Origin of the sequence: Rahnella victoriana (genome assembly GCF_021276285.1) — a bacterium.
In the GTDB taxonomy this organism is placed as follows: Bacteria; Pseudomonadota; Gammaproteobacteria; order Enterobacterales; family Enterobacteriaceae; genus Rahnella; species Rahnella victoriana.
Window position 1 is genome coordinate 1,456,467 of record NZ_CP089919.1, and the last position, 16,078, is coordinate 1,472,544.

General features: G+C 54.0%; 12 protein-coding genes, 4 tRNA genes and 1 other RNA gene. 4 read left to right on the forward strand and 13 right to left on the reverse strand.

The window, feature by feature from the left end; genetic code table 11:
* Window positions 1-70: 70 nt before the first annotated feature.
* Window positions 71-277 (reverse strand): LPS translocon maturation chaperone LptM, encoded by a 207-nt coding sequence (gene lptM, locus J9880_RS06715; RefSeq protein WP_119822785.1) that lies wholly within the window; start codon window positions 275-277, stop codon window positions 71-73.
* Window positions 278-435: 158 nt separating this feature from the next.
* A complete protein-coding gene (locus tag J9880_RS06720; RefSeq protein WP_119822786.1) occupies window positions 436-2,994 on the reverse strand; it encodes a class I adenylate cyclase in 2,559 nt (852 codons plus the stop codon).
* Between the two features lie 330 nt (window positions 2,995-3,324).
* On the opposite strand from J9880_RS06720, the gene hemC reads away from it, so the two are divergent.
* The 4 genes from hemC to hemY are packed head-to-tail and all read left to right on the forward strand — an operon-like array spanning window position 3,325 to window position 7,377.
* Complete coding sequence (hemC, locus tag J9880_RS06725) at window positions 3,325-4,266, forward strand: hydroxymethylbilane synthase (protein ID WP_119822787.1); 942 nt, start codon at window positions 3,325-3,327, stop codon at window positions 4,264-4,266.
* Window positions 4,263-5,012 carry a uroporphyrinogen-III synthase gene (gene hemD, locus J9880_RS06730; RefSeq protein ID WP_095924194.1) on the forward strand — a complete coding sequence of 250 codons (750 nt, stop codon included), beginning with the start codon at window positions 4,263-4,265 and terminating at the stop codon, window positions 5,010-5,012. The genes hemC and hemD overlap by 4 nt, the downstream gene beginning before the upstream one ends.
* Window positions 5,013-5,025: 13 nt before the next feature.
* Complete coding sequence (gene hemX / locus J9880_RS06735) at window positions 5,026-6,177, forward strand: uroporphyrinogen-III C-methyltransferase (protein ID WP_095924193.1); 1,152 nt, start codon at window positions 5,026-5,028, stop codon at window positions 6,175-6,177.
* A 3-nt stretch (window positions 6,178-6,180) separates the two neighbouring features.
* A complete protein-coding gene (hemY, locus tag J9880_RS06740; RefSeq protein ID WP_119822789.1) occupies window positions 6,181-7,377 on the forward strand; it encodes a protoheme IX biogenesis protein HemY in 1,197 nt (398 codons plus the stop codon).
* A 726-nt stretch (window positions 7,378-8,103) separates the two neighbouring features.
* Here the strand turns inward: hemY and J9880_RS06745 are convergent.
* The 11 genes from J9880_RS06745 to rffA form a co-directional block, all read right to left on the reverse strand.
* Window positions 8,104-8,233, reverse strand: a non-coding RNA gene (locus J9880_RS06745) — RtT sRNA.
* 34 nt (window positions 8,234-8,267) lie between these two features.
* Window positions 8,268-8,344, reverse strand: a tRNA-Pro gene (locus J9880_RS06750).
* Between the two features lie 59 nt (window positions 8,345-8,403).
* Window positions 8,404-8,489, reverse strand: a tRNA-Leu gene (locus J9880_RS06755).
* Window positions 8,490-8,517: 28 nt separating this feature from the next.
* A tRNA-His gene (locus J9880_RS06760) sits at window positions 8,518-8,593 on the reverse strand.
* Window positions 8,594-8,658: 65 nt separating this feature from the next.
* Window positions 8,659-8,735, reverse strand: a tRNA-Arg gene (locus tag J9880_RS06765).
* A gap of 143 nt (window positions 8,736-8,878) precedes the next feature.
* Entirely contained in the window at window positions 8,879-10,273 is a 1,395-nt protein-coding gene (thrP, locus tag J9880_RS06770) for a bifunctional threonine/serine APC transporter ThrP (RefSeq protein WP_095924191.1), read from the reverse strand.
* A gap of 240 nt (window positions 10,274-10,513) precedes the next feature.
* On the reverse strand, window positions 10,514-11,254 hold the full coding sequence (gene wecG, locus J9880_RS06775) for a lipopolysaccharide N-acetylmannosaminouronosyltransferase (protein ID WP_119822791.1): 741 nt from the start codon (window positions 11,252-11,254) through the stop codon (window positions 10,514-10,516).
* The gene (wzyE, locus tag J9880_RS06780; RefSeq protein WP_095924189.1) at window positions 11,238-12,617 is read right to left on the reverse strand and encodes an ECA oligosaccharide polymerase; all 1,380 of its coding nucleotides are present in this window, start codon (window positions 12,615-12,617) and stop codon (window positions 11,238-11,240) included. Before wzyE ends, wecG begins: the two co-directional genes overlap by 17 nt.
* Window positions 12,614-13,696, reverse strand: coding sequence for a TDP-N-acetylfucosamine:lipid II N-acetylfucosaminyltransferase (locus J9880_RS06785; protein ID WP_232770248.1), 1,083 nt, complete (start codon window positions 13,694-13,696; stop codon window positions 12,614-12,616). The genes wzyE and J9880_RS06785 overlap by 4 nt, the downstream gene beginning before the upstream one ends.
* Window positions 13,693-14,943 carry a lipid III flippase WzxE gene (wzxE, locus tag J9880_RS06790; protein WP_095924187.1) on the reverse strand — a complete coding sequence of 417 codons (1,251 nt, stop codon included), beginning with the start codon at window positions 14,941-14,943 and terminating at the stop codon, window positions 13,693-13,695. The genes J9880_RS06785 and wzxE overlap by 4 nt, the downstream gene beginning before the upstream one ends.
* A 1-nt stretch (window position 14,944) precedes the next feature.
* The gene (rffA, locus tag J9880_RS06795) at window positions 14,945-16,075 is read right to left on the reverse strand and encodes a dTDP-4-amino-4,6-dideoxygalactose transaminase (RefSeq protein WP_095924186.1); all 1,131 of its coding nucleotides are present in this window, start codon (window positions 16,073-16,075) and stop codon (window positions 14,945-14,947) included.
* Window positions 16,076-16,078 lie beyond the last annotated feature (3 nt).

Sequence of the window (16,078 nt, forward strand, 5' to 3'; positions counted from 1 at the left end):
CCAGTCGCGATGATCCCTGCTTGATATGGACCGGCGATCATCAGCCAGCACCTCTGACAATTTTCGTCAGTTAGTCATTATCAGGGCTCGAGGCGAGATCTTCTGGTGAAACGCCCTGCTGCTGGGATGAACCATCGTTACTGGTACCCGGAACCTGACTGGTTTTCTGGGTAGATGTTTTATCCGCTTTAGGGAAATACAGCGGCCCTTTAAGCCCGCAACCGGTAAGAGAAAAGAGTATTGTCGCGGCCAGAGACCAGCGTAAAGCGTTTTTCATTTTATGAATGCCCGTAATTCATGCGACCAAGCTCTCTATAATCGCAGGTGGATCATGAAAAGCAACAGGAATCGATAAATCCCACGGGCACATTTTCAGGGTTCAAAGGGAAGGAAAGCCGGATAATCTGCCACGCGTCCGCGATACGGACGCCTTTTCTAATGCAACTGGAATTGCTGTTTCAGCCGGGAAGGTTCCGCGTCGCTTTCAGGCAATGTGGCGCAGGTCGCCGTTAACGCATTGCTGCGGAAAGGGATCACCTGAATGCGCTCATCGAGGGAAACAATCTGGTAAAACTGCGGCAGGTTGAAGTTGATGAAGCTTGAGCCGTAGGTAAACCGGTCATGAGAAGACGAGTAGAAGCGGCTGACATCGCGCACCAGATCCTCTTTGCTGCCTTCACAATGGTGATAGACCTCGACGCGGTTCGATTCATCCAGAATATAGATGTTGAAACCAATGTCGTCCGCGCTGTCTTCAAAGAAGAACTGAATGATCCCTTCGCTGGCGTAGCCATCAATCACCGCCGGCAGATGCGCCTGGTCGGTTTGCAATTTGACTGACAGACCGTGCAGCTTGTTGTTGGAAATCGCACCGTAGAATTCGATCGCATTTTCCAGCTTTTGCACAGAAACGCTCAGACGTTCGAAGAACAGCCCCCAGGTTTGTCCGGCTACGCGCACGGCCTTGAAACGCCCCGGCTCGAGACGCTTGCTCGACAGGCGCAGCTCAATGCATTCGGTCACAAGCTGCTGGATACGGGTACGGATCAGACCCCGTAAATGCTGGCTGTAGCAGAACACTTCCACCGATTCCGGCGGCGCGGCATCCTGATGCATTTTGCCCAGAATGGTTTTCAGTGCTTCCAGCACCGCCTGTTCACCGCTGAAATGCAGTGTACGCACTTCATTCCATGAGTTGCGATAGAGCAGGTCAATGCTGCCGACCATGCATTCCTGATTCTGCCCGAAGCTGAACACATCCAGTTTACGGAAATCAAAATGCACGACCTGATTACGGAAGGCTGCGGTCGGATCGTGTTCCAGATTGACGATAATCGCTAAGTGACGAATTTCGCACGGGCTGTACAACGCTTTTGGCGTCGGTGCCGCCAGACGCAACGGGAAGTGATGCGAGACATCCGCCACCAGTTCGCGCAGTTTGGCGATATCACACAAGCTGCCACTTTTAATATGCAGCCGCGTGGTGGAGGTCAGCAGACCATTGAAATAGGCCCAGGCCACCAGTTTGTTCAGGTAGCGGTTATATTCAAGCGGCTGATGGCTGACGATAGAATCCATCGACGGCGACTGGTTATACAGATACCAGCCGGTGCGGTTGGCACGGCCAATCGGTACATGAATAAAGGTTAAATCGCTTTCGGACAAATCAGGCGAAATCTGCGGGTTCACCAGCGTGACTTTGCCCGGCAGCGCTTCAAACGCGGCGTACAACTTACGGGTCAGCACGCCGATATCCTGCGGGCTGGCACTGACGCTTAAATTGTTACGACGGGCAAAGCGGATCAGGTTGCGATAGCTTTGCATCATGGCATCAAGCAGTTCGTTATGCGCTTCGCGTACACGCTCGATTTTCCAGTTCGCCCGGTTATCCAGGATCGCCAGACGCTCTTCGTCCCATCCCCATTCAGCCACCAGCTGGCTGAGAATTTCACGACGCCAGCCGACCGACGCCCGTGCACGGGACAGTTTTTCGCACACTTTTAAATAGAAGCAACGGCGGACTAAATCAAGGCGGGTGGTGTCTTCAATCTGAGTGAGGTAGCGGGTCACGCGGTCGAGCATCATACAATAGGAATCAAGCCCGAAGCAGACGATCTCGCCCTGATGCAGACGTTGTTTGATATCCATCGCCAGCAATTGGGTTTGCGGGTATTCCCACGAATAGGTTTCCAGCAGCAGCGTTTTCAGCACCGCCTTATAAGGCGAGTCGATGCTTTTATACAACTGCCACAGGCTCGCCCCGAAATATTCTTCGGCGGACAGGGTACTGAGGCCACCGAGATCCAGCCATTCGTTCGGCGTCAGCGCGCCCTGCGCATACAGCGACAGCACATATTCATCGTAATGCGCTTCTTCTTCGCCCGGCACCATATTCCACAGAATACGCTTACCGGCCAGACGCACGGCGGTACGGTAGAATTCGTCGAGCAATAAGATGTGCTGCGTTGAACCGCAGTCTTCACCGCCCAGACTGCCACTTTCATTATGGCGGAAGCGGTTTTCGTCGATCAGGAAGAAGCTGACTTCCACGCCCAGCGAGGCGGCCCATTTTTCCAGCAGGGTGCATTTTTGCTGTAAGCGGTTGCGTTCTTCGTTGTCGAGCCAGGACTGATGACAGACCCAGATATCCAGGTCGGAGCTTTGGCTCTGACCGATGGAGGATGTGCTGCCCATGGAATAGACGCCGGTGATCGGTAATTCACCTTTCACCAGAGGCTCAAGTGCGCTGCCCCATTTCTCTTCAAGGTCAGTCAGGTAGGTTTGTTGGGATTCATCAGGCGTGAAAACACAGATACCATGCGGAACCTTACCTTCAAGGTATCCCGGCATCAGAGGGTGATGTTGATGTAAAAAGACAGGAAGCAGCTGATAGACCTGTTGAAACGCAGGACCCATGGCAGCCAGCGCACGATCGACCCGTAACTGGTTGATCGCATCCAATCTTTGCTTCAATGTCTCGATGTAGAGGTACAAGACGTTTCGCCTGATTATACAGTGTCTGGAAAGAACCCCGTTCCAAATCCGTCATTTATGGTGATGCTTATGCTTTGAACAACCGTGATTGTGCAAATAGTTGACGAATAATTGCTGGAAACGTGATCAATTTAACACCTTGCTGTTTGACCGTAAAGAAAGTAACGCACCACAATTACTCTTCCGCTTCTCTGGATTTTACCGTCTGTTCCGAAACGGAACAAATCTCTTAGACTCCCGTTAACCTTCCTTGACGAATGGCTTCTTACGCTGACAGCTTTCTATTGTCAGTGGTAGGATGGTCACAGAGACAGTTAAACGGTAACAAACATGTTAGACAAAATCATTCGAATTGCCACCCGCCAGAGCCCTCTGGCTTTGTGGCAGGCACAATATGTTCAAAGCCAGCTGATGGCCTGTCACCCCGGTTTGCAGGTGGAACTGGTCCCAATGGTCACCAAGGGCGATATCATTTTAGATACCCCGCTGGCCAAAGTGGGCGGTAAAGGTTTGTTCGTCAAAGAGCTGGAACTGGCGATGCTTGATGGCCGTGCCGATATCGCCGTGCACTCGATGAAAGATGTGCCGGTGGAGTTCCCTGAAGGTCTGGGACTGGTCACTATTTGTGAGCGTGAAGACCCGCGTGATGCATTCGTCTCCGGTCAGTACGCCAGTCTCGCAGACTTACCGCAAGGCAGTATCGTCGGCACCTCGAGCCTGCGCCGTCAGTGCCAGTTGCGTCAGAAACGTCCGGATCTGGTGATCCGCGATCTGCGCGGCAACGTTGGCACCCGTCTGTCCAAACTCGATAATGGCGAATACGATGCCATTATTCTGGCTGTCGCTGGCCTGAAACGTCTGGGTCTGGAAAACCGCATTACCTGCGCGATGACGCCGGAAGAGTGTCTGCCCGCTGTCGGACAAGGTGCCGTAGGCATCGAATGCCGTCTCGACGATCATATCACCCGCGAGTTACTCGCCCCGCTGGCACACCGTGAAACCACATTACGTGTGCAGGCTGAACGCGCCATGAATATGCGCCTTGAAGGCGGCTGTCAGGTGCCGATTGGCAGTTATGCAGAACTGGAAGGCGACGAGCTGTGGTTGCGTGCGTTGGTCGGCGCACCGGACGGCAGCCTGATGGTATGCGGTGAACGCCGTGGTCCTTCCGCCAATGCGCACAGCATGGGTGTGGATCTGGCAGAAGAGCTGCTGGCCAACGGCGCGCGTGAAATTCTGCATGAGGTCTATCAGGGGAACGCCCCTAAATGACCATTCTGGTCACCCGCCCCTCTCCGGCAGGAGAAGCACTGGTCAGCCGGCTGCGTACTCTGGGTCGGGTCGCCTTCCATTCCCCGTTGATTGAATTTGCACCGGGGAACCAGCTCGCATCGCTGCCGAACCTGCTATCCTCATTAAATCAGCAGGATCTGGTGTTTGTGCTCTCGCAACACGCGGTGAATTACGCTGACCGCGCCTTGCGTCAGTCCGCGACACGCTGGCCGGACACGTTAAATTATTACGCGATCGGACGCACCACGGGCCTGCTTTTTCACCGGGCCAGCAGCCTGCCGGTTCTCTATCCTCAGGATGGCGAAACCAGCGAGACATTACTGAATCTTCCGTCATTGCAGCGCATTCAGGGCAAAAAAGCACTGATATTACGCGGTAATGGCGGACGCGAATTGCTGGCAGAGACACTGGCTGAACGCGGTGTGGAGGTGACCTACTGCGAATGTTACCAGCGCAGCCCGGTTTACTACGATGCCAGCGAACAAAGTGCCCAGTGGCAACGCGCCGGAATTGACACGCTGGTCGTCACCAGCGGAGAAATGCTGCAACAGCTGTACCAGTTAGTTCCTGAATACTACCGACATTCATGGTTACTGCGCTGTAACCTGGTGGTGGTCAGCGAACGTTTGGCAACCCTCGCCAGCCAGCTTGGCTGGAGCGCGATTCGGGTTGCTGAGAATGCAGACAATGATGCGCTGATCCGCGCATTACAATTACCTGACTAAGGGATGTGCCAAAATGACGGAACAAAAAAATCCTTCCGCACCGGATGAGAACGTTGTGATCTCCCCGGCGGTTGAGAGCCCCCAGCCAGACGCTTCCGACCGGGATCAGGAGCTGAAAACGTTGCGCAAAAAGCAGCGCACCGCACCGGTATTAGGTGCCATCGCCATTGTCCTGGTGATCGCACTGGGTGCAGGTCTTTACTATCACGGCCACCAGCAATCGCTGGCGCAGGCCGCTGCAGACCAGTCACTTTCTGAACAACTCGATGCACTGCAAAAAACCCAGCAACAGGACAAACAGCAAATCGCCGCCCTGCTTGCTCAGCAATCGAAAAGTCAGCAGGAAGCAGACCGGCAGCAGGCTTCACTCAGTCGCCAGCTGAACGAATTACAGGATAAAGTCGCCAGCATTTCCGGCAGCGATGCCAAAACCTGGTTACTGGCGCAGGCCGATTATCTGGTGAAACTGGCCGGTCGCAAATTATGGAGCGATCAGGATGTGACCACCGCTGCTGCGCTGCTGAAAAGTGCCGATGCCAGCCTGGCAGATATGAACGATCCGAGCCTGATTGACGTGCGTCGTGCGCTGAACGAAGACGTGGGCAGCCTTTCGGCTGTCACACAGGTCGATTTCGACGGCATCATCCTCAAGCTGAATCAGCTGTCGAATCAGGTGGATAACCTGCGTCTGGCCGACAATGATACGGATGATTCTCCGATGGATAATGACAGCTCCAGCCTCTCTGGTTCGCTGGCCGAATGGCGTCAGAACCTGACCAAAAGCTGGCACAACTTTATGGATGACTTCATCACCATCCGCCGCCGCGATTCCAGTGCCGAACCGCTGCTGGCACCGAATCAGGATGTGTATCTGCGCGAGAATATCCGCTCGCGTCTGCTGATCGCCGCGCAGGCCGTGCCGCGTCATCAGGATGAAGTGTATAAACAGTCGCTGGAAAGTGTCTCGACCTGGGTTCGCGCCTACTTCGATACGACCGATCCGTCGACCAAAGCCTTCCTTGAAGATCTGGATAATCTCAGCCAGCAGTCTGTTTCAATGGATGTGCCGGATGAGCTGAAAAGCCAGCCGATGCTGGAAAAACTGATGCAGACCCGCGTGCGTAACCTGCTTCAGCAGCCCGCCGCCGCCACGCAGGGGGAATAACGCATGTTACGAGTTTTCGTGTTATTCCTGATTGTCTTTGCCGGCATCATCGTCGGCCCGATACTGGCCGGACATCAGGGCTACGTCCTGATCCAGACCGACAATTACAACATCGAGACCAGCGTCACCGGTTTGGTCATCATGATGATCGTACTGATTCTGGTGCTGTTCTTCATTGAATGGATCCTGCGCCGCGTCATGCGTACCGGTGCTCGTACCCGTGGCTGGTTTGCCGGGCGTAAAAGCTCTAAAGCGCGTAAGCAAACGAACGCCGCGATGCTCAAACTGGCAGAAGGCGACCATCGTCAGATGGAAAAACTGCTGGCGCGCAATGCCGATCACGCAGAACAACCGGTGGTGAACTATTTACTGGCCGCAGAAGCTGCACAGCAGCGCGGCGATGATATCCGTACCAATCAGTATCTGGAACGTGCCGCAGAAATTGCGGATACCGATCAGATGCCGGTCGACATTACCCGTGTCCGTATTCAGCTGGCCCGTGGCGAAGTTCACGCCGCACGTCATGGCGTGGACCGGTTGCTGGGGCAGTCGCCACGCCATCCGGAAGTCTTACGTCTGGCGGAGCAGGCATATCTTCTGACCGGCGCGTACGGCTCGCTGCTGGAGATTTTACCGTCGATGGCGAAAGCCGATATTCATACCGACGATGAAATCCGTGTGCTGCAGGAGCAGGCTTATATCGGCATGATGAATCAGCTGATGGCGGAAGAAGGCAGCGAAGGCCTGAAACGCTGGTGGAAAGATCAGAGCCGTAAAACCCGTCATGAAGTGGCGTTGCAGGTGGCGATGGCGACGCATCTGATTGAATGCAACGATCAGGATCTGGCGCAGGAAGTGATCCTCGACGGACTCAAACGCCAGTATGACGATCGTCTGGTGGCACTGATGCCGAAACTGCGTTCGGGTAATCCTGAACAACTGGAAAAAACGCTGCGTCAGCTGATCAAACAGAATGGCACAACGCCGCTGCTGAGCAGCACGCTGGGTCAGTTACTGATGAAGCACGGTGAATGGCAGCAGGCAAGCGATGCGTTCCGTGAGGCCCTGAAACAACGCCCTGACGCCTATGATTATGCCTGGCTGGCTGATGCGCTGGATAAACTGCACAAACCGGCTGAAGCGGCGGAGATGCGCCGTGAAGGGCTGATGCTGACGCTGAATAATTCACAGCAACCGTAAGAAAATTGCTGTCTGCGAAAGGCTCCTTCGGGAGCCTTTTTTATGTCATTAATACGTATACCCTAAATCATTTGAGTTGCAGAAAGGCGGCTAACGCAGCAATCCCGATGAGCTGACTTAAGTCAGTGATTCGGGTGACTCAGAGCAGCCAACACCTCTGCAGCTCAAAGGATGACGGGTATGGGCAAAAAAAAACACCTGCCGGTTATGCAGGTGTATAAAACAATCAGGTCCAGGACAACAGATTTAGTGCCTCACTCAACGTTTTGCCTTCTGGATGATAGCGCATCAGCGTTATCGGTCAGGATGACAATAGGCACTGTAAATTGGCTCTGCATCATTCCCAGGTTTATGAAGCCGGAGCAAACATAATAGGTGGAATGAGCATCTACGGCGGGAATATTGCAGGAGACGTGCCACTATGGCAATACCCGCTGAAAAATATTTAATCATGTTGATTATAAAGGGTTTTATTTTACACTGCAGCGATAACTCTTTTGACTGACCGCTGTTATCCCTCTCCTGCCCCCGGCGATCTGTCGTCTGTAAACGACATCAGAACCACCAGCTCAATTAACGCATGATTTTCAAAGAGATAAATGTCTCCCGTCAGAGACAAAAGAAAACGGGTATGTCGCGGATAAACAACAAAAGCGGGAAAGAGAAAATGAAAGGTTTACTACAGACGAAAAAAAACCTGCTTTAAAAAGCAGGTTTCTTAGAATGTGGTCGGCGAGAGAGGATTATGCGCATCTTCGATGCTTGCCCTGCGGGCCGTTGCTAAAGCAACGTGGTCTCGCTTCGCTCGGCTCAAACCTCCTTCGGAGGTTCTCATCCTCTTAACTACAGACGAAAAAAAACCTGCTTTAAAAAGCAGGTTTCTTAGAATGTGGTCGGCGAGAGAGGATTCGAACCTCCGACCCACTGGTCCCAAACCAGTTGCGCTACCAAGCTGCGCTACTCGCCGATGTCGTGCATCTTACTACTTTCTGACGCTAACTGCATCATTTAAATGTATTTTGTGTGTGGTGCGAAGGGAGGGACTCGAACCCTCACATCCGAAGGACACTAACACCTGAAGCTAGCGCGTCTACCAATTCCGCCACCATCGCATGTCACATCACAAAACCATTTTTAGAGTGGGGTGGCTAATGGGACTCGAACCCACGACAACTGGAATCACAATCCAGGGCTCTACCAACTGAGCTATAGCCACCATATCTCTAACTAACGTGAACTGTCTGACTTCAACATTCCACCGCAACTCTAGCGCATACTAAATGGTGCGCCCGACAGGATTCGAACCTGAGACCTCTGCCTCCGGAGGGCAGCGCTCTATCCAGCTGAGCTACGGGCGCTTAGCGCCGTTGCGGGTGGGGATACTACGGTTTTAACGTCTGGCTGTCTAGTGCTTTTTATCAGAAATATTGCGTTTGATTACGCTTTATCCAATACGCATTAAAAGTAAGCGTCTTGCCTTCCCCACCCATGACTTACGACGTTATTTTGCTTTTTCTGCCGTCTGCGCGGCACGCTTGTGCATGCCGAGGCCGAAGTATATCAGCGACACCGCCGCGATGAAAATACCGCCTACCAGCAAAGAAACCCGCGTATCCGGATTAATCGCCATACCGACCAGCACGCACGCCAGGAAAATCAGCGTCAGATAGTTGGTATAAGGAAAGAGAATCGATTTGAACGGATGGTTTTTCAGTTTCTCTTTATGTGCGTCGCGGAAACGCAGCTGGCTGATCAGCACCACAAACCACGGCACCATGCCCGGCAGGACACTGGCGCTGTAGACATACACGAACACCTTTTCAGGATTCGGGATGATGTAGTTCAGGCACGAACCGACCAGCAGACACAAAATGGTGATCGCAATACCGTACACCGGCACACCGCTTTTCGACACATTGCTTAACAACGCGGGCAACTGACGGTTTTGCGACAGCGCATACAACATGCGTCCGCAGCTGTACATGCCGCTGTTGCAGCCGGAGAGCGCAGCGGTCAGCACCACAAAGTTAATAATACCGGCCGCTGAAGCAATACCAATCTTCGCGAAGGTCAGCACGAACGGACTGCCGTGAGTGCCCATTTCGTTCCACGGGAAGATAGTGATGATAACGAAAATCGCACCGACGTAGAAAATCAGGATACGCCAGAGAATGTTGTTGATTGCACGTTTGAGCGTCACCTGCGGGTTCTTCGCTTCACCGGCGGTGATCCCCACCAGTTCCACGCCCTGATAGGACGCCACAACAATACACAGCGCAAACAGGAAACCCTTCCAGCCGCCGGCAAAGAAGCCACCGTGCGCGGTCAAATTGGCAAAGCCGACGGCTTCACCGTGGTTGCCAAAGCCGAAGAAGATGACGGCCAGCCCGACCACGATCATCACAATGATGGTGGTGATTTTGATCAGCGCGAACCAGAACTCCATTTCGCCATACAGTTTCACCGCGGCAAGGTTGGCCGCGGCGACAATGGCGACGGCGGCCAGTGCGGGGATCCACTGTGGCAACTCGGGGAACCAGTATTGTGCATAGACGCCGATGGCGGTGATTTCTGAAATCCCCACCGCTATCCACATAAACCAGTAACTCCATGCGGTGAGATAGCCGTAATACGGCCCCAGATATTTATGGGCATAGACGGCAAACGAACCGGCTACCGGCTCCAGATGCAGCATCTCGCCCATAGAACGCATGATAAAGAAGACGAACACCCCGGCCAGAATATAGGCCAGCAAGACCGACGGCCCCGCCCATTTCAGGGTACTCGCCGCGCCCATAAACAATCCGACACCAATGGTGCCGCCCAGTGCTATCAGCTCGATGTGCCTTGCCTCAAGCCCCCGGTGTAGCCCACCCTTTTCTTCTTGATTCGCCATAAATCCTCAATTTCTCGTGTTTGCATTTGCCTTCCGGAATGACCGGAATGTTATTTTTATTGTGATATTCCCCCGCTGAAGGCGGAAAAACGGCGTTATGGTTCCGCATTTCAGGATGAGTTGCAAACCACAATGAAGAAAGATACGCATTGCCAGACAAGACGGGATGCAAACGGCGGTAACGCGCGAAATGAAATGAGAGGTACAACGCCGCGCTTAAAATCCCGCGCGGCGCAAGTTTTACAGGCGACCGGTGTAGTAATAGCGAACGAATTTGAGCAGCTTAAGCTGACGGCGCAAACGGCTCGGTTGTAAAATCAGGCGGTAGAACCATTCCAGCCCCATTTTTTGCCAGATTTTTGGCGCGCGTTTCACATGGCCGGTGAAGACATCATAAGTTCCGCCAATCCCCATATAGAGGGCGTCGGGATGCACAAGGCGGCAATCGCGCATCAGGATTTCCTGCTTTGGCGAGCCCATCGCCACCGTCACAATGGCAGCGCCGCTGCTTTTCACCCGTTCGAATAACGCCGCACGCTGATCCGGCGGGAAATAGCCGTTCTGACTGCCAACAATATTGACGTTCCACTGCGCGCGCAGTTTCGCTTCCGTCTGCGCCAGCACATCCGCTTTGCCGCCGATCAGAAAGACCGGCGTGCCCTCGCGGCCTGCGCGCTGCATCAGCCCTTCCCAGAGATCGGCACCGGCAATGCGCGAAATCCTGGCCTGCGGGTATTTACGGCGGATGGCCCGCACGATGCTGATCCCGTCGGCATATTTATATTCCGCCTGACTGATCAGTGCGTTCATTTCCGGGTTGCTTTCGACGGTCAGCAGTTTTTCGGCATTCATCGCCACCAGCGCGCCGGTTTTGACCTGATGACCGGCAAAAAGATAATCGAGAAAATGGGCCATACTGCGAAAGCCCCAAAGGCGTATTCCACGAATATCGTATTGTGGAACGTTATTCTCCTGATTCATTCATTGTCCTTACGGCCAGAGGCTCCATGAGGTTTTTTCCGGCCGGCATTTTGGCACGGATCAGCCCGGCAGCGTCAAACATCCAGTACAGTAATTTTGCGGCGACCAGACAGGCACCGAAAACAACACAGAAAAAGACCACCCGCGAGAAGAAGGAATCCACGCCTTCGCGGGCAAGCACGATCATATTGAACACCGCACCAAAGCAGAAACTTTGCAGGATGGCCGCTTTGTAGGGGTTGGTGTCCGCCTTGCCTTTTTCGTACAACCAGTCGAACCATTTAATGATCATCCCGACCGCCACCGCGCCCAGCGGAATAAACCACACGCCGCCCATGACCACCAGCGAACCGATCAGCGTCGGCGATATCGCCAGCCCGGAATGGTTATCCAGCACGTCCCAGGTGAAATAGTTGGCTGAGTTGAGCACGATGCCCGGCCGGTCATGCCATAGCCAGGTCGGAATAAAGACATAGAAATCGCGGACGATAGGCGCCAGCCCCTGGAAGCTGATTTTGTCGTAATTTTGCAGCAGCAGCCCCAGATTTTCCCACGGTGAGAAGGTATCACGCGTCAGATACAGGAAGGTATAAAACGCTTCCGGGCCGCTGACGTTCAGGCCGTAGCGTTTCAGCGCCAGCCAGAACATGCCGACGATACCGAGCACGCCCGCCGCCGCCAGCATCCACAAACTGATCCAGCCACGGACAATGCCGATAAACAAAAACAGCGCGAAGGCGATGATGATGTTCGCCCGTGTACCGCCGACGATAATGTAAGTCAGCAAACCAAACGCGACGGTGCTGACCAGGAAAAACAGCCAGCGGCGCGGATCGGGTTTGAGAAAGAACACCACCAGCATCGCCGGAAGGAAGAAGTAGAAGAAACGTTTGAGCGCCACGCCGGACACATCACTGGAAAATATCTGGCTGTAAGATTTGAGCTTAAACAGCAGAAAACCGTTATGCATAAAGAAGATGGAAACGGTAACAATGGCAATCAGCGCCAGCATTATCCAGGTCAGATGGGTTTCCACGCGGTTCATGGTAAACAGCGGACGTGACGGCCCCTCACGCTTTGCCCTGAGCCGCGTTTTGTAACTGACGTAATAAATGGCGTAGAAACAGGTGGCGGCCAGCATGGCCTGCAACAGGTTTTCCACCGGCACGACCTGGACATCAAACTGGAAAACCAGCAGACAGGTCAGCGGGAAGCCAAAGTAAAACGTCAGCAGATAGAGCAGTGAAAACAAGACGTTGAAGTTAAAACGCACACGGCGAAATTCTTTATACGTCAGGGTCAGGATGAACAGCAGCGAGAAGCCGTAAACCACAGACAGGCCGCCAAGCTGTGCCAGTGTCATGATGTTTCTCCCGCCGCCAGCAGCAACGCCTGTTGCCAGCCCGCGATGTAATTCGGATTAAAGAACGCAATGTTGTGGCGATCAGTATGCAGTAACTGACGACGCGCTTCCGCCAAGGTTCTGGCATCCAGCGCATCACCGTAAAACAGCACCGGAAGATGCTGCTCGGCCAGATCCTGCCAGAACGGATTCTGACGGCTGACCACAAACGGCACGCCGAACTGGATCAGCAAACACTGTGTGCCGATACCCTGCTGGCGGTCAAAGATAAAATAGCCCAGCGAGCAACGGCGCAACACATCAAGGTAATCCGCAAAAGGCATTGAACCGGTCATCAGTTCAATGTTTTCGGGCGCAAACCACTTCAGCGCCTCAGTGCGCACCTGTTCGATATAACCGTCATTATTGGCCGGATACCCCATCGGAATAATCACCCGGATATCCGCGCCAAACTGCTGATGCAGCGAACGCAGCGCTTCACTATGACGGTTACTGCGATCGCCGGAATTACCGACCAGCACGGTCATGGGCCCTTCCGGTTCCGCTTGTTCGGCTGAAAGCGTCAGCGCCGGATCCATCCGCGTCGGGAAATAGAGTAACGACGACGGCACACGCGGGTGTCGCTGATGGAAATGAATCAGGTCGCCACGGGTGGCGAATACGTGACCGATCCGCCCCTGCGCCAGCCGTCGTAAAAGATAGAACAGGCGGAATTTCAGGCTTCCGGCAGATTCATAAAGATCGGCACCCCAGATATGCCAGCTGGCCTGCTGCGATTTAATTTTACCGGTCAGCAGGGCAATCCACAGGGTCGGGTTAAATTGCCCGTGGAAGAAAAAGTGATGGGTGCGATCCTGCGCACGGGCAATCACCGCGTCCGCCAGCGATTTTTTATCCGGATAAACCCGGATGTCCAGACGCGTAAATTCGGCAAAGGCCGACGCATCCGCTGTCGCCACCATAAAATGATAAATCAGCTTTTCAGGCGCGCATTCGGCCAGAACATCATTAAAAAAGCGCAGCACGGTGACATTATGGTGGGGAATGTCAGATCCCAAAACGTGAATCAGCGTTGTCATGCTCGTCTACGATAAATAACAAATACGGTGCAGCACAGGGCGAAATAAACGACATAGGTCGCCATATAGGCCTGCGCTGCGCCCAGAGAACCCCGTATCGGGATCAACCAGTGTGAGAATCCGGTCAGTAACGCGAACTGGCTGATTTCAGTCAGCACGTAAAAACGCAGAGAAGCTCTGGCGATCACCAGATACCCAAAAACATACGAGCCGACTTTCAGAACGTCACCGACCAGTTGCCAGGCGAACAGGTCACGCATCGCCACAAACTGAGAAGAAAACAGCAGCCAGATGGCGAAATCCCGTAACAGCCAGACCGTAAAACTGACGGCCGCCACGGCGGGCAATACGAACTTCAGCGATTTGACGATTTCGCGCGTCACGTCTTTTTTGTCGGTCAGGCGCGATAAAGTCGGCAATAAATACACGCTGAACGAGGCGGTGATAAATTGCAGATAGGCATCAGAAATGCTGCTGACCCCCTGCCAGATCCCCACGTCTTTCCAGCTGTAATGCGCCGCCAGCAGATTTCGCATCATCACATACGCCACCGGTAAGGTGACGGAGGTGATCAGCGCCATCAGCGTGAATTTTCCCAGATGGCTGGCAATAAAGCGATCCCAGCCCGGTTTCAGATACGCCAGCGGGAAGGATTTTCGCCGCCACAGCATCGCCCCGGCAGGCACCATGACCAGCGCAGGCACCAGTGCCAGACCGGCCAGCGCGCCTTCGTAGCCACCCAGTTTGAAACACAACAAATAGGCCAGTAAACCGATCAGACTGCCACCGATCACTGCCAGCGCGTTGCCCATGGCATCGCGGTAACCTTTCAGGATGGCCTGAAAATAGTTGGCGCAGGCAATCCCCATCTGAATAAACGCCACGGCACGGACAACGGACTGATAACGATCGTGCCCGAATAATCCGACGCTGATCGGGGCGGCCGCTATCAGAAACACCGCCGCCAGCAGCGCCGAAAAACCTAAAATCAGCGACGACGACGTCCCCAGCACGGCGTTTAGCCGGGCGGGATCCTGATGATGTTCAGCCACATATTTGGTGATACCGTTGAAAATACCGGCACCGGACAGCACGCCCAGGACGGTCACCAGCTGACGGAAATTCCCCGCCTGCCCGACGCCATCCGGCCCGAACGTCACCGCCAGCAATTTTACCACCAGCAGTCCGGCACCGATTTTAATCAGCGTGGAACCGGCGGTCCAGACTGACGCTTTTGCCAGCGACATATCAGGCGAAATATTGCAGCATGGCCGCGATCACCGCGCGCTGCGTGTCATCGGTCATGTTATAGAACAAAGGCAGGCGCACCAGACGCTCGCTCTCTTTTGTCGTGAAGCGATCGACGCCCGCAAAACGACCAAATTCTTCGCCCGCCGGACAGGCATGCAGCGGGATGTAATGGAATACGGTCAGGATATCCGCCGCTTTCATATGGCGGATGAACGCATCACGATCTTCAATATCATTCAGGCGCACATAGAACATGTGGGCGTTTTGCACGCAATCTTGCGGGACAGAAGGCAACTGCACGCGCCCCGCGTCGGCCAGATCCTGCAACGCCTCATAATACTGGTTCCAGATGGCCAGACGGCGCTGGTTAATTTTCTCAGCGGCGTCGAGATTTCCCCACAGATACGCGGCCTGCAAATCGGACATCAGATAGCTGGAACCAATGTCGCGCCAGGTGTATTTATCCACCTGACCACGGAAGAACTGGCTGCGGTTGGTGCCTTTTTCGCGAATGATTTCCGCACGGTCAATCAGCTTCGCGTCGTTAATCAGCGTCGCGCCGCCTTCACCGCCTGCGGTGTAATTCTTGGTTTCGTGAAAACTGAAGCAGCCAATATGCCCGATCGTGCCCAGCGCTTTGCCTTTGTAAGTCGACATCACGCCCTGCGCGGCGTCTTCCACCACAAACAGGCGATACTTGTCGGCCAGCGCCATAATGGTGTCCATCTCACAGGCCACGCCCGCGTAATGCACCGGGACAATCACTTTGGTTTTGTCGGTGATGGCGGCTTCTATCAGGGTTTCATCGATGTTCATGGTGTCCGGGCGGACATCCACAAAGACGATTTTTGCCCCGCGTAACACAAACGCGTTGGCGGTCGAGACAAAGGTGAAACTTGGCATGATCACTTCGTCGCCGGGCTGGATATCCAGCAATAACGCGGCCATTTCCAGCGATGCCGTACAGGAAGGCGTCAGCAAAACTTTCGGACAGTTAAAGCGCGTTTCGAACCATTGCTGGCAACGCAGGGTAAATCCGCCGTCACCGCATAATTTGCCGCTGCTCATCGCCTCGCGCATGAAATCAAGTTCAGTACCTGCCACCGGTGGCGCGTTAAAAGGGATCATCGT